The following is a 19,019-nucleotide window of genomic DNA, read 5'->3' on the forward strand; positions in this document are numbered from 1 at the left end:
GCGGGGGCGTCAGTCGATGCAGACTTTCCGCAACAGATCGAAGTCCGTGAGCATCTTCCCGATGCCGAGAGCCACCGCCGCAAGCGGCTCTTCGGCCAGGCTCACCGGCAACCCGGTCTCCTCACGGAGGCGCGCGTCCAGATTTCGCAGGAGCGAGCCGCCTCCCGCCAGAATGATGCCGCGATCCCCGATATCGGCCGAAAGCTCCGGCGGTATCTGCTCCAGCGCAATTCGGGTGGCGTCGACGATCACGGAGACGGTCTCGGCGAGAGCTTCCCGGATCTCCTCGTCCGTGACGGTGATCGTCTTGGGGATGCCTTCGACGAGGTCCCGCCCGCGGATCTCCATCGTCAGCTCTTCGTCCAGGGGAAACGCCGACCCGAGCTTGATCTTGACCTCCTCCGCCGTCCGCTCGCCGATCAGCAGGTTGTGCTTCTTCTTGATGTACTGAATGATGGCCTCGTCCATCTCGTTCCCGGCGACGCGGACGGAACGGCTGTAGACGACGCCCGCCATCGACAGGACCGCGATGTCGGTCGTCCCGCCGCCGATATCGATGATCATGTTCCCGGTCGGCTCGGTGATGGGGAGGCCGGCGCCGATGGCGGCCATCGTCGCCTGTTCGACGAGAAAGACTTCGGTGGCCTTCGCCTTGTAGGCGGAGTCGCGGACCGCACGCTTCTCCACCTGCGTGATCTCGGACGGCACACCGATGACGATCCTGGGGCGCACGCCGAGACGGCGATTGTGGGCACGCTGGATGAAGTACTCCAGCATCTTCTCGGTGTGCTCGAAGTCGGCGATCACGCCGTCCTTCATCGGCCGGATCGCGAGAATGTTGCCGGGCGTCCGGCCGAGCATCTCCTTCGCTTCGTGACCGACGGCCTCCACGCGTCCCGTCTTCTGGTTCACGGCCACGATCGAGGGCTCGTTGACGACGATTCCCTTGCCCGCTGCGAACACGATCGTGTTCGCCGTCCCCAGATCGATCGCGAGATCGTTCGAGAACAACGACAGCAGCGATCGAGGCCAGAAAGCCACCGCGTTCCTCCTCGGCCGCGGGTCATCGCGGCGCCGCAGCCGCGAGCTCCGTCAGCGTCCCGTGGGCGTCCGCGCGACGATCCTCCGGGCCAGCGGGCGATGCGCGGTCGAATGCGGAGAATACGGCAAGTTCCGGGCAAATCGTAGCCAATCCAGCCTGCCTTGACAATCGTCAACCCGCCGGCTGGGGGAGCTGGACCGGCTCGGCGAAGGCGACGCCGTTCTTCCCCGCCCCCTTCACCCGGTACATGGCCGCGTCCGCGGCCGCCAGGAGCTGCTCGGCCGTGGTGCCGTGCTCGGGGAAGGCGGCCACCCCGATGCTGGCCGAGATCCGCACGTCCAGGCCCAGCGATGCCAGGTAGCGGTGGCTGCTGATCCGCTCCCGCAGCCGCTCGGCCATCTTCATCGCCCCCTCGGCGCCGGTGTCGGGCAGAACCACCGTGAACTCGTCGCCCCCCCAGCGGGCGGCGACGTCGATATCTCGCGTGTCGCGCTTCAGGATGTCGCCGACCTCCTCGAGGGTCCGCGATCCCGCCATGTGGCCGTGGACGTCGTTCACCTGCTTGAAGCCGTCGAGATCGATGAACAGAAGCGAAACGGGGTGCCCGTAGCGGACGGCCCGCTTCGTCTCCCGGCGAAGGTAGTTCTCCATGAACCTGGCGTTGTACAGACCGGTCAGGTCGTCCGTGACCGTCCGCTCCTCCAGCTTCCGGAAGAGCTGGGCGTTGTCGAGGGCGATCGCCGCCGGTTCGAGCAGCGTGCGGATCAGTTCGATGTCGCCGGGACGGAACCGCCCGCCGCGGGGTTCGGCGACGAGCGCGACACCGATGACCCGCCCGCGCGAGATCAGCGGGGCGGAAAGCAGCGCGGAGGGCGGCTCACCGGGCCACTCGAGCTCCCGGTCGACGCGGGGATCGGTCGCCGGGTCGGCCACGTAGAACGTCTCGCGGGAACGGGCGGTCACGCCGGCGATGCCGCAGTCCAGCGGGAGCCAGGCGGCCGGTGGCTCAGCGGGATCCCCTCCGGTGGCATCGGAGATCTCGTCCAACCGGAGAAGCCCGTGACGCTCGTCCAGCCGATACAGCCGCCAGTGGCGGGCGCGCACCAGCCGGGCTGCGCGGTCCATGATGAAACGGGAGACCATCTGCGGGTCGAGCAGCGAACCGGCGGCGCGGATCGTATCGGAGAGGAGGTCGAGACGGCGGGCCAGCGCGGCGGCCCGGCGGCGCTCTGTCCTCGTCTCCCTGGCCGATTGCGCGGCCTGGCGCCGCGACTCTCCCAGCGCCGCGAGCACGGCGGCGGGGACCGGTGCCGGCAGGAAGCGGTCGGTGACCGGACGCCAGGCGGCGACCTCCCGCTCGCGACCCGGCGGGGCCAGCAGGTACCACCCGGGATTCCGCCCGAGCCGCGCCCGGCGCCGCAGGGCCTCGACCTCCTTCCGCGACGGCGTCGCCGGGCCCAGCAACACGAGCGGCCGGATCGGCCAGGGACGCCAGGCCGCCGCCTCGGCGGGGCTCAGGAACCGCACGCTGCCCGCCTCCGCGCCCGTCACCCAGCGGCGGGACGCGGCCGGATCGCCGACCACCACCGCCTCGAGGCGATCGCTGGCGCGGTCAGAAGGCATCGACGTAGGCGTACCCCACCTTCCGGGTCTCGTTCCCGGCGGCGTCCTGGGCGAGGAAGTGGATGGTGTTCTTTCCGTCGCGCCGCAGCTTGATGAGCCAGTTGAAGTGCCCGTCTTCGGCGACATCGACGCGTTCGCCGTCGATCCACACGAGGGCCCCCGGCTCGGTGCGCCCGTTGACGATCGCGTTGCTGCCGACCACCAGCAGTTCCTCGATCTCGAGCGGGGGCGGTTCCCTGTCGCCGGGATCGTCGAACTCGCTTCCAGCCAGACGGAACTTGCGCACCTCGGACCAGCGGCCCTCACGTCCGGTGTGATCGACGGCGGCGACGCGCCAGTAGTAGGTGCCGGTCCGCAACGGAGGCAGATCCACGCGGGTCGCCGACACGTGTTCGATGTCCAGCAGCAGGCGGGTGAACAGCGAGCCGTCCGAGAGCTGAAGGTGATAGTGATCGGCCTCCGGCACGGCGGTCCAACTCGCCGCCAGCCCCTTGAGAGACGAGGCGAGAAACGTGCGCTGGTCCGGAGGTCCGAGCAGCCTCGGCGCCTCGAGCAGCCGGTCCCGCGCGACGATCTTCCCCTGGGCCACCGCCAGCCGGGTGTTCTCCCCCACCGTGGTCCGTTCCCCGCCGGTCTCGACCTCGACGCTGCCGCGCAGGGCCACCACCTCCGACCGGCCCCGCTCCCGGTCGTGCTGCACCTCGAACTCGCTCGCCCCGGAAGCCCGGACGGAGGCCTGATCCGTCGCCACCTCGTGGACGGTGCCTTTCGGCTGGGCATCGTCGGTGGCCGCCACCACGCGCCCCCAGGCGAGGCGCTCCGACACCCGCCCGTCGGCTTTCGGCTCGGCCGGGTGCAGCTCGCGGATCTCGAGCAGGGTTCCGGGGCTCAGAGTCACCAGGGAGCCGTCGAACGCCAGGAGCTGGGCGCTGCCGCCCTGGCCGGTGCGGATCTGGTCCCCCTGGGAGAGCACCACCTGCTCGGTGGCCTCCTCCCACAGGAAGTTCCCGGCCCGCTTGATGCGGACGTCCCCCTCGATCCGCGCGACGCGGACGACCGCCTCGCTCTTCGCGGCTCCCATCCGAGCCGCGAGGCGGGCCAGACCCTCGGCGGCGGCCGCTTCGTCGATGGCGAGGACGTAGCTGCCCGAGGCCGCCAGCGACTTCGCCTGCTCGAGGTGGTGCTCGGCCAGCTCGAGGTTCGCGAGGCGCGGCCCGGCCGCTCGAGCACGGGCGATCGCCCGCTCCGCCGAGGCGATCGCCGCCGCCGCCCGCTCCGCGTCGGGGACCGACCCCGACCACCAGCGCCACGCCGCCGCCCCCCCGGCCGCCAGCGCCACCAGCGCCAGCAGCCACGCCACCGTCCGGTACCTGACGTAGATCCAGTCGAGGCCGAACCGCCGGGCCGAGCGGGGGGTGGGCGTGGCGATCATCGACAGCGATCCCCTCCGGGGCCGTCTCCGGTGCAGGCCGATCCGTCTCCGAACCCATCCCCAGGGTTCCGGAGGTGCTCGCAGGTAAGTTGGGGCGGCGGGCCCCGGGGTGCAAACCCAAGAAGGAGCGGCAAGTTGCCGGACCTCCGGCCAGCGGGTAGGCTGCCCGGTCGGCGGCGTCGCGGGAGGACATCCCGGGCGGCGCACGGAGAGACGGCCCGTGCTCAACAAGCTGCGCGAGAACCTGAAGTACACCAAGTGGATCCTCGTCCTCGTCGCGCTCTCGTTCGCGCTGTTCTTCGGAGTCGACTGGTGGAATTCCCGGGGCCGCGGACCGATGCAGGTCACCTGGGTGGCGACCGTCGGCGGCGAACCGATCGGCATCGGCGAGTGCCAGGCGCGCGGGCGCCAGATCGAGACGCGGTACCGGCGCCTGATGGGCGACCAGTACAGCAAGATCCGCGACCAGTTCGACCCGATGATCGCGGCCCGCGAGGAGTTGATCCGGTCACGCCTGATCGAGCACGACGCGCGGCGGCTCGGCCTCCGGGTCTCGGACGCGGAGGTCTCCCAGGCCATCCGCGGCATCCGGCTGTTCCAGAACGAGGACGGCAGCTTCGTCGGGATGGAGCGCTATCGCCGCATGCTGATGAAGGGGTATTTCCCCCCCTACCGTGACCCCGCCGCGTTCGAGGCCGCGATCCGCCGCGACCTCCTCGTGGAGAAGTGGCAGCAGCTCATCGCGGCGAGCGTGGTGGTGACCCCCGAGCAGGTGAAGCGCGAGTTCGAGCGGCGTAACGAGAAGGTCTCCCTCGAGTACTTGGTCCTTCCCTACGAGGAGGCGGCACCCGATGTCAACCCGAAGGACGCCGAGCTGGCCGCGTGGTACGAGGCGCACCGGGACCGGTACAGCCAGGGGGAGGCGCGGAGGGCCTCCTTCGTCGCTGTGACCGACAAGGCCGTGGCGTCCACGATCGACATCAGCGACGAGGAAATCGAGGCGTACTACCAGCAGAACCGGGACCAGTACAAGCGGCCCGAGCAGCGGAGGGCACGGCACATTCTCGTGCGCGTCGAGCCGGACGCCGACGAGGCGGCGATCGAGGAGGCCCGCCGGAAGGCGCAGGCGATCCGCGAGAGGATCGACGCCGGAGAGGACTTTGCCGCGCTGGCGCGCAAACTGTCGGAGGACGAAGGGACTCGCGACAAGGGCGGCGATCTCGGCTTCTTCGCGCGCGGGCAGATGGTTCCCGCCTTCGAGGAGGCGGTGTTCGGCATGAGCCCCGGAGAGGTGGCCGGCCCGGTGCGCACCCGCTACGGCTTCCATGTCATCCGCCTCGAGGAAGTGCAGGAGGAGGGACTCCAGCCGCTCGAGGAGGTGAAAGAACAGATCCGCGCGCAGCTGCGCTTCCCCAGGCTCCGCGAGGCCCGGCAGGAACTGGGGAAGAAGCTGGCGGAGCTGGTCGAGAGCGGGAAGTCGCTGGCGGACGCGGCTTCCGAGCTCGGACTCGAGGTCCAGGACAGCGGGCTCATCCCCCGCAGCGGGACCTTCCCCGGACTGGGCCCCGTACCGGAGCTCGTCGCCAAGCTGTTCGAGCTCGAGCCCGGCCAGGCGAGCGGACTGATCTCCGTCCCCACGGCGGACGTCGTGATGGTGCTCGAGGAGGTCGTCCCCGACTATCTGCCGCCGTTCGAGGAGAACCGGGCGCGCGTCCTCGCGGACTACCGCCGCGAGAAGGCCGCGGAGGTGGCCGAACAGCGTCTGTCGCGCGCGCTGAAGGCGGCGAAGGGGGATCTCGGCAAGGCGGCCCAGCGCCTGGGCATTTCCCTGCACCGGACCCCGGAGCCGGTGATCCGGGGGACCGCCCTCGAGGGGCTCGGACGGGACCCGGAGGTGGAACGCCTTGCCTTCACCACCGCGACGGGTGAGGTGGCAGGCCCCATCCGCGCTGCGAGCGGTGTCGTGGCGTTGAAGGTCACGGCCCACGAGAAACCGGATCCGGAGCAGCTCACCGAGCAGTGGGACGCCATCGTCGGAGCGCTCAAGGCGCCTCGCGTCCAGCGGCTCATCTCCTCACGCCTGGAGACGCTCGCCCAGGAGATCGAGGTGGTCCGCAACCCGGCGCTCGAAGCGGCGAAGGGCTGAGCGGGAGGAGGCTCCGGACGCCATTCGTTCCGCCCGCCGCCGGGCGGTGACGAAATCGAAACCGTCCTTTCGGGAATCGCCGTGGCCGGCGGCCGCCGGCGGTCTCTAGATTCGTTCCTGGACACCGTTCCTTCCGGGGTTCTCCGATGCCGCACCCGAGCTTGACGACTCTCGAACGAGCGTTGGCCGCGCATCGCGCGGGCCGGCCCCGGGAAGCGCTGGCCCTGGCCGAGGCCGCGTGGAAGATGACCCGGGAAATCCCGGGGGCGCCGCCCCGCGCGGCGGTGGTGCAAAGCTGGTACGGCTACCTCCTCGCCACCGTCGCCGGAAAGCGGCGGGACGGTATGGAGCTGTGTCGCGACGCTCTCAGAAGGGTCTTCTGGGAGCCTCGCTGCTACGAGCTGCTCGCGCGGCTCGAAATCGAGTCGGGCTTCCGCCGAAAGGCGCTGGAGACGATCGAGCGCGGGCTGCAGGTCGCCCCGGACGATCCCGACCTGCAGGCGATCCGCCGGTGGCTCGGGATCCGGAGGCCGCCGCCCTTCCCGTTTCTCGACCGCGCACATCCCCTCAATCGTTGGGTGGGGCGGCTCTTGCACCGTGCCCGCCCGCAGCCGGCCACGTGAGGCCGGGCCGGCTCCCTCTCACGTCAGCCGGTAGCGGGGCCCGTCGCCGCCCTCCGGCGGGGTCCAGTAGATCACGCCGTACGGGTCGGCGATGTCGCAGATCTTGCAATGGACACAGTTGGAGAAGTTGAGGTGGAGGCGCGGTCCTTCCCCGCCGCGGACGATCTCGTACACCCCCGCGGGGCAGAACTTCTCGCACGGATGGCCGTAGGTCTTTCCGCACTCCTCGACGCATAGATCCGGCGCCACGACCACGAGGTGGGGCGGCTGGTTCTCCTCGTGCCGCGTTCCCGAGCGGTAGACGTCGGCCATCTTGTCGAACGTGAGGGATCCGTCGGGAGCGGGGACCTCGTCCTCTCGCGGGAATTCGGCGACCGGCCGCGTGAGCCTGTGGTCTTCCACCGCCGGGTACCTCTCCCGCAGCCCGCGTCCGCCGGTCACCAGTTGCAGCGCCGTGTGCGCCAGGCCGTGCAGCAGGCCGCGCTGATACGGCTGGCGGAAGTTCCGGACGCGGTGCAGCTCGCGCCCGACCTCGCCGTCGCGGATCCTCCGGTCGTATGCCATCAGCCGTGACGCGCTCACGTCGTCCGCCGCGAGAGCGTCGAGCACGACCTCGGCGGCGGCGATTCCCGACTCGATCGCCAGGTGGATCCCCTTGAGCCGCATGGCGTTCACGAGACCCGCCGAATCCCCGAGAAGGAGGGCTCCGTCCGTGGCGAGCTTCGGAAGCGACCAGTAGCCTCCCTCCGGGATCGCCTTGGCGGCGTAGGCCACCATCTCTCCACCCCGCAGCATCTCCGCCACGAAGGGGTGCCGTTTCAACTCCTGCAGCTTTTCGTGGACGTTCAGCCTCGGATCGGGAGAGTCGAGTCCCACGACCATCCCGATCGACAGGTGATCGTCTCCCATCTCGTAGATGAAGCCGCCGCCGAAGGTGTCCCGTGCCAGCGGCCAGCCGAGAGTGTGCCAGACGCGGCCGCCTCGAATCCGGCCCGCGGGGAGCTTCCAGACCTCTTTCGCCCCGCCGGCATAGATCATCGGGTTCCGGCCGTCCCGGAGATGGCGCTCGCGGATGAGGCGCTCGGCGAGCGTTCCCCGCACCCCCTCCGCGAGCAGCGTGACCTTCGCCCGGATGTCGTATCCCGGTTCGTAGTTCCCCTTGGGTCTCCCCCTCTTGTCCAGCCCGCGGTCGCCGGTGCGGACCCCGACCACCCGGCCGTCCTCGACCAGGAGGGCAGCGGCGGCGAACCCGGCGAACAGGTCGATCTCGAGCTTTTCCGCCTCGGCTCCGAGCCACGCGACCAGGCGCTGCAGCGAAACGATCACGCCGCCGTGGTGGCGCATCGGCCCGGGGACGAACGGAAGCCGGAAGGCCCGCCGCTTCCCGAGGAACAGCATCGCTTCCTCTTCCACCGGACCCTCGACGGGCGCCCCGCGCTCCCGCCAGTCGGGGATCAGGGCGTCCAGCCCCCGCGGATCCATGACCGCCCCCGAGATCGAGTGCCCTCCGATCTCGGAGGCCTTTTCGAGAACCGCCACCGAGGGCGGCTCGAGACCCCGCTCGCGGGCGGACCGCACCAGGTGGATCGCGGCGGCCAGGCCGGCCGGACCGGCCCCCACCACCACGACATCGACGTCCAGACGTTCCCGCTCGGCCTGTTCCACGTGCTTCCTCCCGCCCGGACCGCGCCGGGACGCGCCCCGGGGCCGCCGATGTTGGACGCCCGGGGCCGCTCGCGTCAACGCCCGTTGCGCCGGGATGCCCCGGCGGCAAGAATGCCCTGTCTTCGAGGAGAGCCTCGTGCCGACGCCTTGCCGACCGCCGCGTTTCGCCGTTCTCCTCGCGGCCGGGGCGCTGATCGCCGGCGCTTGTGACGACCGGCCGGGCATCGCTCCGGAGATGCGCCGCGGCGCTCTCGCGGCCGTGCCGGGCTCGGTGTGCCCCGACCCCGTGACGGGCGAGGGACGCGTCACGATGGTCGCCCAGCTGTTCGCGTCCGACGGTTCGCCGGTCACCGAGGGCGAGGTCGTGTTCGAAGCCGACCGGGGGTTCCTCGAATCGTTCACCGACCCCGACCGGAGCGCGCCGCTGGGCCCGCTGAGCGAACCCCTCGACCAGCTCGGCCGCGCCCGCGTCATCGTGCGGGCGCCGAGGACGCCCGGCGACGATGAGCTGCACGTCACCGCCCGCGCGGAACCCGACATCGTCGTCACCCGGGATGTTCCCTGGCCCGAGGCGCCCCGGCTCGCCTTCTCCGCGGTCCCCTTCTCGCCGACGGAAGGGCAGCTCGTCAGCCTCCACGCCACGCTGTCCTCGGTCTGCAACGTGGTCCGACTGAGGTTCGTGCTCGAGTTCGACCCCAGCGTGCTGGAGTTCTCGAGCGGCACGGCCGGCGACTCCATCCGCGCCGCGGGCACGACGCCGGGCACGGCGCCGGCGGCGCTCGATGCGTGGGAAACGGCCCCCGGCCGCGTCGTGGTGGACCTGCGCCAGACCGGTCCCGATCCGGTCGGTTCGGACCTGCCGGGCACCTACGTGACGTTGCGGTTCAAGGCCCGCGCGGCGGGAAGCGCGCTTCTCCAGGTACCGAGCTACGCCGTCACGGCCGCCGACGGCCTGGATTACCCGGTCCGGGAGGTGTCGCTGCCTCCCCTGTCGGTGCAGGCGCCGCCGCCCTGACCGTGGCATCATCGCCGGCGGGAGAGTGCGGCCGGTCGAGCGCGATGGGAGGCCGCGAGGATGATGGCCCATGAGCCTCCGTCACCGAATCGACGTGATCCGTGTCGAGAGCGAGGAAGATCGGCGTCTCGGCGTCGAGGTGCTCCAAGCCACGTATGCCCGGGAGAAGAGGTGGGTCGACGATCCCGAGGAGCAGATTCCCCGCGAGGACCTCGGTCGTGACGACGTCTCTTGGTTCGTGGTGCGCGTCGATCGGCGCCCCGTCGGCATCCTCCGCGTGTTGTACGACCCGCCGCTGGACCTGTACCGGGAATACGATTTCGAGCTGACGGTGAACGGCCTCGACGTCGAGGACTTCGTCCGCACCAATCGCATCGCGGAGGTGGGCCGGTTCGCGGTGGTGCCGGAGTATCGAAGGTACGTCTCGGTGGTGGCGGCCTTGATGCGGGAAGCGAGCCGGGAAACGGTGGCCCGCGGATACACCCACTACATCACCGATGTCTTCGAAGACGATCCGCACAGCCCCTACCGGTTCCACACGCGCGTGATGGGTTTCGTTCCCGTAGCGACGCATCGCGAGGGCGAACTCCGCTCGCGAAGCCGGCGCATCACGCTCGTGCTCGACCTGAAGCAGGCCTACCGGCGGCTTCGCGCGTCCGGGGGGATGGTGTACCGCCTCCTCACGGAGGGCTGGGACGACCAGCTGCACCGGCTGATGTCCACCTGAGGCGCGCCCGTCCCCGCGCTCACCCACCCGCGCAGGCGGTAGTAGGCCAGGCCGATCAGCTCGTGCAAGGCAGCTCCGCTGCGCGCGAGTGCGGTGACGTCCGGAAGGAGATGCCCGGGCTTGAAACGGCCCCGCCGCGGCGGCGCCACCGGAACCGCCAGCGACAGGAAACCCTCGCGGGCCAGGCAGCCCCGTGCCCGAGCCATGTGCATGGCCGAGGTGACCACCGCGACCCGCGAGAGGCCGCGGGCCCTGAGGATCCGCGCGACCTCCACCGCGTTGAGGTGCGTGTTCGCCGAGCGCGGTTCGACGACGATGCGGGTGGCGGGCAGCCCCAGCCGGCGCGCTTCCGCGGCCATCCGTCCCGCGGCGGTCTCCTCCGGGGGCCGCCCGGGAGCGCCCCCGCTGAAGATCACGAGCGCTGCCGGCCACCGCCGGGACACGGCGAGGGCCCTGTGGAGGCGCCGGAGGCTGGACTCCGACAGGGGTGCGGTCGGCCCCGGATCTCCGAGGACGCCGCCGGCGAGGACGGCGATCGCCTCGGGAGCCATCTCGTCCTTCCACGGAGGATCGGGGGGCCAGCCCAGGCCGATCCCCGCCGCCGCCTCCTCGAGGTGGGAGGCGACGAGAGGGCTGGCGAACGCCGCGAGCAGCAGCCACGCGCCGAGCCCCGCCGCGGCGGCGGCGCGGGTACCGATCCGGGGGCTCCGCAGCGAGCCCGCCAGGGCGACGGCCGCCGCGGCCCCGAGGAGCCACGACCAGCCCAAGGGGGTCCCGAACAGCGTGTCCATGTTCCCGCAAGGGTAGCCCCGCCTCGCCGCCGCCGCCGGGCGCTGGACAGCGGCCGGGTGGCGGCCCTAGCTTCGCCGCGGGGGCCCGGAGGACGGCGCATGGCGGATCTGGAGCGTCTCGTCCGCGAGTTCGACGACACCGGGGTCGAGTCGACCTTCTCCGTCGGATCCCGCACGTACCAGGTCTTTCTCTACCCGAGCCCGGGGCGTGATCGGCCTCGGGTGCGCTGGAACCTGTATCTGGTCGACCCCTCGGGCCGCTCCCCGGTGCGGGGCCTCGTTTTCGGTGTCGCCCCCGACGTGAGGGAGGCGATCGCCGACGTGGAGCGCGCGGCCGCGGAGCACGCCGCGACAGGAGAGATCGATCCGCTTCGCTCCCGCACGCGCACCTTCCGTCCGGGACCTCACGCACGCTGAGCAGGTCGCGCGGGGCCTTTCCTGGTGGCCCGCCTCGATCCCGCACTATGATGTCGGGCCGTTGCCCGGTACTCGGCCAACCGGTCCGGTGCCGTGGCAAGGAGGAACGCGTTCATGCCGGAGCCCAGGATCGCCGGCCGCCGCCCCGCCGTGCTCGAACTTCAGCCGGGAACCTATCACTGGTGCACGTGCGGGAAATCGGCCGGACAGCCCTTCTGCGACGGCTCGCACGCCGGGACCGAGTTCCGGCCCCTACGTTTCACGATCGAGGAGCCGCGGCGGGTAGCGCTTTGCCAGTGCAAGCGGACGCACGACGCGCCGTTCTGCGACGGCGCCCACTCAACGATTCCCTGAGGCGCGGGCCTTTCTCGAAACGGCCGGCAGCACCCGCCGCAGGAAGCGTCCCGTGTGCGACTCCCGGTGGAGCGCCACCGCCTCCGGCGGCCCGCAGGCGACGATCCTCCCCCCCGCATCGCCGCCCTCGGGACCGAGATCGATGATCCAGTCGGCGCTCTTGATCACGTCGAGGTTGTGCTCGATGACCACGATCGTGTTGCCGTCGTCGCGCAGTTTCATCAGAACGTCGAGCAGCTTCCGCACGTCCTCGAAGTGCAGTCCGGTCGTCGGCTCGTCGAGGATATACAGGGTCCGGCCGGTCGCGCGGCGGGAGAGCTCCTTGGCGAGCTTCACCCGCTGCGCCTCGCCGCCCGAGAGCGTGGTCGCCTGCTGGCCCAGCCTGATGTAGCCGAGGCCGACGGCCTCGAGCGTCGCCAGCTTCCGTTCCACCTGGGGGACGTTGGCGAAGAACGAGCGGGCCTGTTCCACCGTCATGTCGAGAACGTCGGCGATCGACTTTCCCCGCCAGAGGATTTCGAGCGTTTCGGGAGCGTAGCGCCGCCCGCCGCACTCCTCGCAGGTCACGAACATATCGGGGAGGAAATGCATCTCGATCCTGACGACGCCGCAACCTTCGCAGGCCTCGCATCGGCCTCTCCGGACATTGAACGAGAAGCGTCCGGGCTTGTACCCGCGGGCGCGCGCCTCGGGCACGGCGGCGAACAGCTCCCGGATCGGTGCGAACACCCCGACGTAGGTGGCCGGATTGCTCCGCGGGGTCCGGCCGATGGGGGACTGGTCGATGTCCACCACCTTGTCGAAGTACTCCAGGCCCTCGATGCGGTCGTGCTCGCCCGGGCGGTCGGTCACGAAGCCGAGATGGCGCCTCACTGCCGGGTAAAGCGTGTGGTTCACCAGCGTGGACTTGCCCGAACCGGAGACACCGGTGACGCAGGTGAACAGCCCGACCGGGAAACGCACGTCGATGCCGGCGAGGTTGTGCTGCCTCGCGCCCCTGACGACGAGCCACCGGCCGTCCGGCTTGACGCGTCGCGGTGGCACGGGAATCGAGCGCTTGCCGGAAAGGTAAAGGCCGGTCAGGGAGCGCGGGTTCTCCGCGATCTTGTCCGGCGGCCCCTCGGCGACCACCTCCCCGCCCTGCTCGCCCGCCCCGGGACCGAGATCGATCACGTGATCGGCCGATCGGATCGTCTCCTCGTCGTGCTCGACCACGATCACCGTGTTGCCCAGATCCCTCATCGACCGCAGCGTGTCCAGAAGCCTTCTGTTGTCCCGCTGGTGCAATCCGATCGACGGCTCGTCGAGGACGTACAGCACGCCGGTGAGCCGCGAGCCGATCTGCGTGGCGAGCCGGATGCGCTGTCCCTCGCCACCCGAAAGGGTCGCCGCGGACCGGTCCAACGTCAGATAGCCCAGCCCGACGTTGTCGAGGAACCCGAGTCGCTCGTTGATCTCCTTCAGGATCAGCCGGGCGATCTTCCGCTCGCGCGGCGTCAGCTCGAGACTCTTGAAGAAGCGGCGCGCTTCCGCCACGGTCAGAGCCGTCACCTCGGCGATGTTCTTGCCCCCGACACGGACGGCGAGCGCTTCGGGCTTGAGCCGGGCCCCGCCGCAGGCCTGGCAGGGCGAGGTGGACATCAGCGCCTCCAGCTCCTCCCTCGTCGCTTCCGAGGCGGTCTCCCTGAGCTTTCGCTCCAGCCGCGGGATGAGGCCCTCGAACTCCCTCCGGAAGGTGTAGCGGCGCCGCTCGCTCCGGAAGACGAACTCGTATTCCTTGCCCTCGGAGCCGTACATGATCTCGCGGCGCACCTTGAGGGGGAGGCGCTTCCAAGGGGTCGTCGACGGCAGCCCGTGCGCGCGCAGGATGCGTCCGATCAGCTCGCGCAGGTACGCCGCCTCGTGACCCGACCAGAAGGCCAGGCCGCCGGAGAGCAGCGGGGCCTCGTCATCCACCACGAGGAGGTCGGGGTCGAACTCGCGGTGGACACCGAGGCCGCCGCACGTTCCGCACGCGCCGTAGGGCGCGTTGAACGAGAACGAGCGAGGGGCCAGCTCAGGGATCGACACGCCGCAGTCCGGACAGGCGAAGTGCTCGGACAGGAGCATCTCCTCGCCGTCGCGCACGATCTTCACCAGGCCGTCCGCCCGCTTGAGGGCGGTCTCGACCGAGTCGGCGAGACGAGGGCGGACCCCCTCCGAAACCACCAGCCGGTCGACGACCGCCTCGATCGTGTGCGCCTTCTTCGGCTCGAGTTCCGGCGGGGAGTCGAGCTCGTAGAGCTCGCCGTCGATCCTGGCGCGCACGAATCCCTCGGCCGCCAGACGCCGGAGAACGTCCCGGTGCCGGCCCTTCCGCCCTCGCACCACCGGGGCGAGCACCTGGAGGCGGGTCCCCGGGGGACTGGACATGAGTTGATCGACGATCTGCGATGCGCTCTGCCGGCTGATCGGCCGCCCGCAACGGGTGCAGTGAGGCCTGCCGACGCGGGCGAAGAGAAGCCGGAGGTAGTCGTAGATCTCGGTGACCGTCCCGACCGTCGAGCGCGGGTTGCGCGAAGTGGTCTTCTGCTCGATCGAAATCGCGGGCGAAAGCCCCTCGATCGACTCCACGTCCGGCTTCTGCATCTGCTCGAGGAACTGCCTCGCGTAGGCGGACAGCGACTCGACGTATCGCCTCTGCCCCTCCGCGTAGATCGTGTCGAAGGCGAGGGACGACTTCCCCGATCCCGACACCCCGGTGATGACGACGAGGCGGTTGCGGGGGATCGTCACGTCGATCCCTTTGAGGTTGTGTTCCGCCGCACCCCTCACGACGATCGCATCGTTGGGCATGAAAACCCGCTCCCGTGGCGCCCGGCCGGGGCCGCGCGAATTTCCATCCTACCAGCCGCCCCCAGCTCCCGGGAACCCCGCGCACGGGCGCGCCGCCGGGGGTAGACTCGGGCCCCGCTCCGGACGCGGGAGCGCGGAGGACGCCGCCAGCATGGGCCACGAACGACGCCGGAAGCCGCTGCCCGGCCTGCTCGCCGCGCTGGCGGCCGGGTGCGCCGCAGCCCCCCCGCCGGGGCCCTACGTGTGGCGGCCGGTCGGGACCGCCGCCGGGACGGTGTCGGTCAGTCGCCCAGGCGTCGACCTCGAGATCGAGCCGCTCACGGCCCCGGAGCGGGCGCTCTGGCTGCGCCGGACGCAGGGCCTCGACGAGGACCCGCTGGCGACACGCGGCGGCCGCTACCTGACGCTCCGCGTCCGGCTGCGCGCCACCGGGGACCAGCCGGTCCATCTGGAAACGCAGAGCGCGATGCTGTGGGCCGAAGGCGCGCCCCCAGCCAAGCCGCTCGACTACACGCGCGCCTTCGAACTGCTCGAGGGACCCGATGCGGAACCTCCCGACAGCGACGACGTCGCCCGCCTGATGCGCGGGCTTCTCGACGGGCCTGTGGAGGTGGCTCCGGGAGAGGTGCGCGAGGGTCTGCTGGTCTTCCCGGAACCGCGCGCGGCGGGGGAGACGCTCGTCCTGGAGTTCCCCTTCCTACAGGTGGGCCCGGCGTCGCATCGCGTCCGGGTCGCTCTGGGGAAGATCCGCTTGCCGGAGAGGCCGGTTCCCGGAAACCGGTGAGCATCGCGGAGGATCATCGGTGGCAGCACGGTTGCTCGACGGGAAGGAGCTGGCCCGGAAGATCCGGCGGGAGGTGAGCGCACGGGCGGCGGCGTTCGCCGCGCGGGCGGGGCGTCCTCCGGGGCTCGCGGTGGTCCTCGTCGGTGACGATCCGGCCAGCGCGGTGTACGTGCGCAACAAGGAGCGGGCCGCCCGTCGCGCCGGTTTCCGCTCCGAAGTGGTGCGGTTGCCGGCCGACGTCGGCCGCGAGGATCTCCTGTCGCGCGTGCGGGCCCTCGGCGAGTCCCCGGAGATCGACGGTCTGCTCGTCCAGCTGCCCCTGCCGGAGCATCTGGATCCCGCGGAGGTGCAGCGCGCCGTGCCACCCGCCAAGGACGTCGATGGCTTCCATCCCGAAAACGCGGGCCGCCTGCTGCTCGGTCAGCCGGGTGGGCTCGTCCCCTGCACGCCGCGGGGCGCCCTCGCGCTCATCGAGCTGGCGGGCGCGCGGCTGGAAGGGTCGCGGGCGGTGGTGGTGGGCCGGTCGAACATCGTGGGCAAGCCGCTGGCGCTGCTGCTTCTGGCGAGGCACGCCACGGTCACGCTCTGCCACTCCCGGACGCCGGACCTGGCGTCCGAGTGCCGCCGGGCGGACGTGCTCGTCTCGGCGGTGGGCCGACCGGGCCTGATCACCGCGGAGCACGTCAAGCCGGGGGCGGTGGTGATCGACGTGGGCATCAACCGCATCACCGATCCCGGACTCGCGTCGCGTCTGCTCGCCGGGCAACCGGACCGGCTCGCGCGTTTCGAGGAGACGGGAAGCGCGCTGGTCGGGGACGTGGACTTTCCCTCCGTGCGCGAGGTGGCGGGCGCGCTGACGCCCGTGCCGGGAGGCGTGGGACCTCTGACCGTGGCCATGTTGCTGGACAACACGCTGCTCGCCGCCGAAGCGGCCGCCCGCCGATGAGCGCGGAGCGTTCCGGCCGGGGCCCGCTCCGCGTCGGCCTGACCGGCGGGATCGGCAGCGGGAAGAGCACGGTCGCCGCCCTTCTCCGGGCCCACGGCTTGCCGGTGGTGGACGCCGACGAGATCGTCCACGAGCTGCTCGCGCCGGGGGGAGCGGCCGTCCCGCCCGTCCTCGCCGCCTTCGGCGACGCGGTGCGGGCCCCGGACGGGGGTGTCGACCGGAAAGCGCTGGGACGGATCGTCTTCGGCGATGCCGCGGCGAGGCGCCGTCTCGAAGCGATCGTCCATCCCCTGGTGGCCGAGGCGAGCCGGGAGCGGCTCCGGACCGCGGCCGAGCGCTCGCCGGGAGGTGTCGTCGTCTACGATGCCGCCTTGCTCGTGGAGACCGGCCGGTACGAGGAGTTCGATCGTCTCGTCGTCGTGACCGCGCCGCGAGAGGCTCAGATCGCGCGGATCGCGGAGCGCGACGGGCTCTCGCGGAAGGAAGCGGAGGCGCGGGTGGCCGCGCAGATGCCGCTCGAGGAGAAGGTTCGCCTCGCCGACTACGTGATCGACAACGGTGGACCGCCCGAGAAAACGGCCGAGCAGACCCGACACCTGGTGCGCCGGCTGTTGGAGGACGCGGCGGCCCTGGCGGCGGGTCTCCCCCTGCCGAAGCGGAAGTGACGCGAGGCGCATCCCCGGCGGTGCGAAGCCGGCCCGATCCCTCGAAAAGCGAGGGTCTTGCACCGGACCCGGCCCGCCGATGCACCTCCTCTCGTCCGGTGTGCATCCCGGCGAGGTCCCGGCCTTCCGGCCCCGGGCAGCCGCCGGGGGCGAGCGGGTGCGGGAGGCGGCTCCCGGGGAAGCGGGCTAGTCTTTTCCGCCACAGAGGAGGGTGATCCCACGATGCTGCGAAGCGTTTGTCCGCGCGCGGTGGCGGCCGCCGGGGCGCTCCTGGTCGCGGCCTCCTGCTCCCCCGGCCCGCCCGCCGATCCGGTGGCGGCGCGCCTCGAGGAAGCCGACCGCATCATCGCCAGCGTCGTCGAACCCGTGCCCGGCGCGCCCTCGACCGCGGACGAGGGACGGCCCGGTCGCTACGAGCCCGTCCCGGGGATCGAACCGCCGGTGCGGCAATTCGTCGTCGGAGACGAGGAGGGACCGGCGCGGCCGGGGATCGTCCTGGTGCACACGCGGTGGGGCCTGGACGCGGGAATGCGGGACCTGGCGCGCCGCTTCGCCGAGCGCGGGTTCGCCGTGGCGGTCCCCGACCTCTTCGAGGGGGTCGTCGCCACCAGCCGGATCTCCTCCGAGGAACTCGTGGCGGGAGTCGGCGAGGAGAGGGCGATCGCGATCCTCCGGGCGGCGGTGGAGGCCCTGGGCGCGCGCGAGGGGGTGGACGCCGAGCGGATCGGCCTGCTCGGGATCTCCGTGGGCGGGATCTGGGGGCTACGGTTCGCCGAGACTCACGGTGGGGTCGCGGCGATCGCCTGCGATACGACGCTCCTTCCCGACGACCCGGAAGCCTTTCCCCGGATCGGCGTGCCGCTCCTGCTCGCCGTCTGCGACCAGCGCGCCGCCTTCGACGGGGCGGCGCGCGATCGGATCCGGCGAGCCGCGGAGCAGGCCGGGGTCCCCTTCGAGATGGCGGTGATCCAGGGATGCGGGACCGACCTGTTCGACTCCCGGGCGATCGGGTTCAACGCCGTTTCCGAGCAGGAGGCGTTCGAGCGCGTCGCGGCCTTCTTCGCGGCGCGACTGGGCGGCTGAGAGTTCACGGCACGGCGAGGGCGATGAGCCGCCCGTCCGGAAGGCGGAGGTTGGCCCAGCGCCAGAACCATCGCCCTCCCCGGCGCTCGAGGCGCGCCTCGAGGCGCCCGCGCCGCCGATCCCCCCGCACCCACAGCTCGATCTCGCACCATCCCGCCCGCGGGCCGGCGTGCAACTCCCCCCGCGGCAGCCAGCCGAATCCGATCACCCCGCCGAGTTCCCGGGCGACGACCGGATCGCGACGCGCCAGGGCGGTGAGCTGCCGGTAGGGCTCACTGAATCTCAGGCGGACGTCGGCGGGGCGCCACAAGCCGGCCGCCCAGGCGCAAGCGCCGGCCGCGGTCAGAACCAGCGCGGCCAGGAGCAAGAGGCGGACGGGGAGCGTCAGACCTCGCGGAATCTTTCGGCGCACGGCGGGACGCCGGCGACCGGTGACCGCGGCCGCGTCCATCGCACCTCCGGGGCACGACCCCGTCCGCCCGGCCCGGGATCAGGTGGAGGTTACGCGGAGCCGGCCCGGGAGACCACCGCGATGAGCGGGTCACTGGCAGCCGAGACCGTTCTCCCCCGCCGCCGAGGCGACTTCCTTCGCCTGCGTTTCCAGGGCGACCAGTTCGGGAACGCGCTTGCGGAGGGCGGCCGCGAGGGGGCGGCCCATCCGCCGCTCGATGAAGGCGACCACCTCGGCGACGAAGGGACCGACGTTGGACGAAGACAGCCCGGCCTTCTGGAGCCGGGCGCGGAGGGCCGGAACGCCGCGGAGGGTGTCGGCAGCCTGGGCACCGAACAAAAACCCCCAGCTCTGGGGAACCCAGGAGACGAGACTCACCTGGACCGCGCGCGGAAGCCTGTCATGGATCGCTCCGATGAG

18 protein-coding genes are annotated in these 19,019 nt (G+C 71.4%); 10 read left to right on the plus strand and 8 right to left on the minus strand.

Annotation, left to right across the window (positions count from 1 at the left end):
* Positions 1 to 9: 9 nt before the first annotated feature.
* From D6718_00710 to D6718_00720, 3 genes are all read right to left on the minus strand, one after another.
* Positions 10 to 1,041: a rod shape-determining protein gene (locus D6718_00710; GenBank protein ID RMG48940.1), complete on the minus strand. Its 1,032-nt coding sequence runs from the start codon at positions 1,039 to 1,041 to the stop codon at positions 10 to 12.
* Positions 1,042 to 1,213: 172 nt separating this feature from the next.
* Positions 1,214 to 2,791 (minus strand): sensor domain-containing diguanylate cyclase, encoded by a 1,578-nt coding sequence (locus D6718_00715; GenBank protein RMG48941.1) that lies wholly within the window; start codon positions 2,789 to 2,791, stop codon positions 1,214 to 1,216.
* Entirely contained in the window at positions 2,655 to 4,097 is a 1,443-nt protein-coding gene (locus D6718_00720) for a hypothetical protein (protein ID RMG48942.1), read from the minus strand. The genes D6718_00715 and D6718_00720 overlap by 137 nt, the downstream gene beginning before the upstream one ends.
* A 109-nt stretch (positions 4,098 to 4,206) precedes the next feature.
* Between D6718_00720 and D6718_00725 the strand changes: the two genes are divergently transcribed.
* On the plus strand, positions 4,207 to 6,243 hold the full coding sequence (locus tag D6718_00725; protein ID RMG48943.1) for a hypothetical protein: 2,037 nt from the start codon (positions 4,207 to 4,209) through the stop codon (positions 6,241 to 6,243).
* Between the two features lie 182 nt (positions 6,244 to 6,425).
* Positions 6,426 to 6,866 carry a hypothetical protein gene (locus D6718_00730; protein RMG48944.1) on the plus strand — a complete coding sequence of 147 codons (441 nt, stop codon included), beginning with the start codon at positions 6,426 to 6,428 and terminating at the stop codon, positions 6,864 to 6,866.
* A gap of 18 nt (positions 6,867 to 6,884) precedes the next feature.
* On the opposite strand, the gene D6718_00735 is transcribed toward D6718_00730, so the two are convergent.
* Positions 6,885 to 8,756, minus strand: coding sequence for an electron transfer flavoprotein-ubiquinone oxidoreductase (locus D6718_00735; protein RMG48945.1), 1,872 nt, complete (start codon positions 8,754 to 8,756; stop codon positions 6,885 to 6,887).
* A gap of 10 nt (positions 8,757 to 8,766) precedes the next feature.
* Between D6718_00735 and D6718_00740 the strand changes: the two genes are divergently transcribed.
* On the plus strand, positions 8,767 to 9,546 hold the full coding sequence (locus D6718_00740) for a hypothetical protein (protein ID RMG48946.1): 780 nt from the start codon (positions 8,767 to 8,769) through the stop codon (positions 9,544 to 9,546).
* Positions 9,547 to 9,616: 70 nt separating this feature from the next.
* Positions 9,617 to 10,273, plus strand: coding sequence for a GNAT family N-acetyltransferase (locus D6718_00745; GenBank protein ID RMG48947.1), 657 nt, complete (start codon positions 9,617 to 9,619; stop codon positions 10,271 to 10,273).
* Here the strand turns inward: D6718_00745 and D6718_00750 are convergent.
* A complete protein-coding gene (locus D6718_00750) occupies positions 10,183 to 11,064 on the minus strand; it encodes a YdcF family protein (GenBank protein ID RMG48948.1) in 882 nt (293 codons plus the stop codon). The two genes, D6718_00745 and D6718_00750, sit on opposite strands and share 91 nt — an antisense overlap.
* Positions 11,065 to 11,163: 99 nt before the next feature.
* Between D6718_00750 and D6718_00755 the strand changes: the two genes are divergently transcribed.
* The gene (locus D6718_00755) at positions 11,164 to 11,481 is read left to right on the plus strand and encodes a hypothetical protein (GenBank protein RMG48949.1); all 318 of its coding nucleotides are present in this window, start codon (positions 11,164 to 11,166) and stop codon (positions 11,479 to 11,481) included.
* A gap of 114 nt (positions 11,482 to 11,595) precedes the next feature.
* Positions 11,596 to 11,835, plus strand: a complete 240-nt coding sequence (locus tag D6718_00760; GenBank protein RMG48950.1) for a CDGSH iron-sulfur domain-containing protein — start codon at positions 11,596 to 11,598, stop codon at positions 11,833 to 11,835.
* Here D6718_00760 and uvrA read toward each other — a convergent pair.
* A complete protein-coding gene (uvrA, locus tag D6718_00765) occupies positions 11,821 to 14,670 on the minus strand; it encodes an excinuclease ABC subunit UvrA (protein ID RMG48951.1) in 2,850 nt (949 codons plus the stop codon). The two genes, D6718_00760 and uvrA, sit on opposite strands and share 15 nt — an antisense overlap.
* 151 nt (positions 14,671 to 14,821) lie before the next feature.
* Here uvrA and D6718_00770 point away from each other — a divergent pair, with 151 nt between their 5' ends.
* From D6718_00770 to D6718_00785, 4 genes are all read left to right on the plus strand, one after another.
* On the plus strand, positions 14,822 to 15,454 hold the full coding sequence (locus D6718_00770; GenBank protein ID RMG48952.1) for a hypothetical protein: 633 nt from the start codon (positions 14,822 to 14,824) through the stop codon (positions 15,452 to 15,454).
* A gap of 19 nt (positions 15,455 to 15,473) precedes the next feature.
* Positions 15,474 to 16,400, plus strand: a complete 927-nt coding sequence (gene folD / locus D6718_00775) for a bifunctional methylenetetrahydrofolate dehydrogenase/methenyltetrahydrofolate cyclohydrolase FolD (GenBank protein ID RMG48953.1) — start codon at positions 15,474 to 15,476, stop codon at positions 16,398 to 16,400.
* A complete protein-coding gene (locus D6718_00780) occupies positions 16,397 to 17,065 on the plus strand; it encodes a dephospho-CoA kinase (GenBank protein ID RMG48954.1) in 669 nt (222 codons plus the stop codon). The genes folD and D6718_00780 overlap by 4 nt, the downstream gene beginning before the upstream one ends.
* Before the next feature lie 222 nt (positions 17,066 to 17,287).
* Positions 17,288 to 18,148 carry a hypothetical protein gene (locus tag D6718_00785; GenBank protein ID RMG48955.1) on the plus strand — a complete coding sequence of 287 codons (861 nt, stop codon included), beginning with the start codon at positions 17,288 to 17,290 and terminating at the stop codon, positions 18,146 to 18,148.
* Positions 18,149 to 18,152: 4 nt separating this feature from the next.
* On the opposite strand, the gene D6718_00790 is transcribed toward D6718_00785, so the two are convergent.
* Both D6718_00790 and D6718_00795 read right to left on the minus strand, forming a co-directional pair.
* Entirely contained in the window at positions 18,153 to 18,599 is a 447-nt protein-coding gene (locus tag D6718_00790; protein RMG48956.1) for a hypothetical protein, read from the minus strand.
* Between the two features lie 90 nt (positions 18,600 to 18,689).
* The coding region (locus tag D6718_00795; protein RMG48957.1) for a hypothetical protein at positions 18,690 to 19,019 on the minus strand (330 nt) is incomplete at its 5' end.

The organism is Acidobacteriota bacterium (assembly GCA_003696075.1).
Taxonomy (GTDB): Bacteria; Acidobacteriota; Polarisedimenticolia; order J045; family J045; genus J045.

Coding starts and splice junctions, on each gene's coding strand:
- D6718_00745 (RMG48947.1), top strand. CDS start 9,617: ATGAGCCTCCGTCACCGAATCGACGTGATCCGTGTCGAGAGCGAGGAA.
- D6718_00770 (RMG48952.1), top strand. CDS start 14,822: ATGGGCCACGAACGACGCCGGAAGCCGCTGCCCGGCCTGCTCGCCGCG.
- D6718_00790 (RMG48956.1), bottom strand. CDS start 18,599: ATGGACGCGGCCGCGGTCACCGGTCGCCGGCGTCCCGCCGTGCGCCGA.
- uvrA (RMG48951.1), bottom strand. CDS start 14,670: ATGCCCAACGATGCGATCGTCGTGAGGGGTGCGGCGGAACACAACCTC.
- D6718_00735 (RMG48945.1), bottom strand. CDS start 8,756: ATGCCCGGCCGGTCGTCACAAGCGCCGGCGATCAGCGCCCCGGCCGCG.
- D6718_00750 (RMG48948.1), bottom strand. CDS start 11,064: ATGGACACGCTGTTCGGGACCCCCTTGGGCTGGTCGTGGCTCCTCGGG.
- D6718_00720 (RMG48942.1), bottom strand. CDS start 4,097: ATGATCGCCACGCCCACCCCCCGCTCGGCCCGGCGGTTCGGCCTCGAC.
- D6718_00780 (RMG48954.1), top strand. CDS start 16,397: ATGAGCGCGGAGCGTTCCGGCCGGGGCCCGCTCCGCGTCGGCCTGACC.
- D6718_00740 (RMG48946.1), top strand. CDS start 8,767: ATGCGCCGCGGCGCTCTCGCGGCCGTGCCGGGCTCGGTGTGCCCCGAC.
- D6718_00785 (RMG48955.1), top strand. CDS start 17,288: ATGCTGCGAAGCGTTTGTCCGCGCGCGGTGGCGGCCGCCGGGGCGCTC.
- D6718_00760 (RMG48950.1), top strand. CDS start 11,596: ATGCCGGAGCCCAGGATCGCCGGCCGCCGCCCCGCCGTGCTCGAACTT.
- D6718_00755 (RMG48949.1), top strand. CDS start 11,164: ATGGCGGATCTGGAGCGTCTCGTCCGCGAGTTCGACGACACCGGGGTC.
- D6718_00715 (RMG48941.1), bottom strand. CDS start 2,791: ATGTCGCCGAAGACGGGCACTTCAACTGGCTCATCAAGCTGCGGCGCG.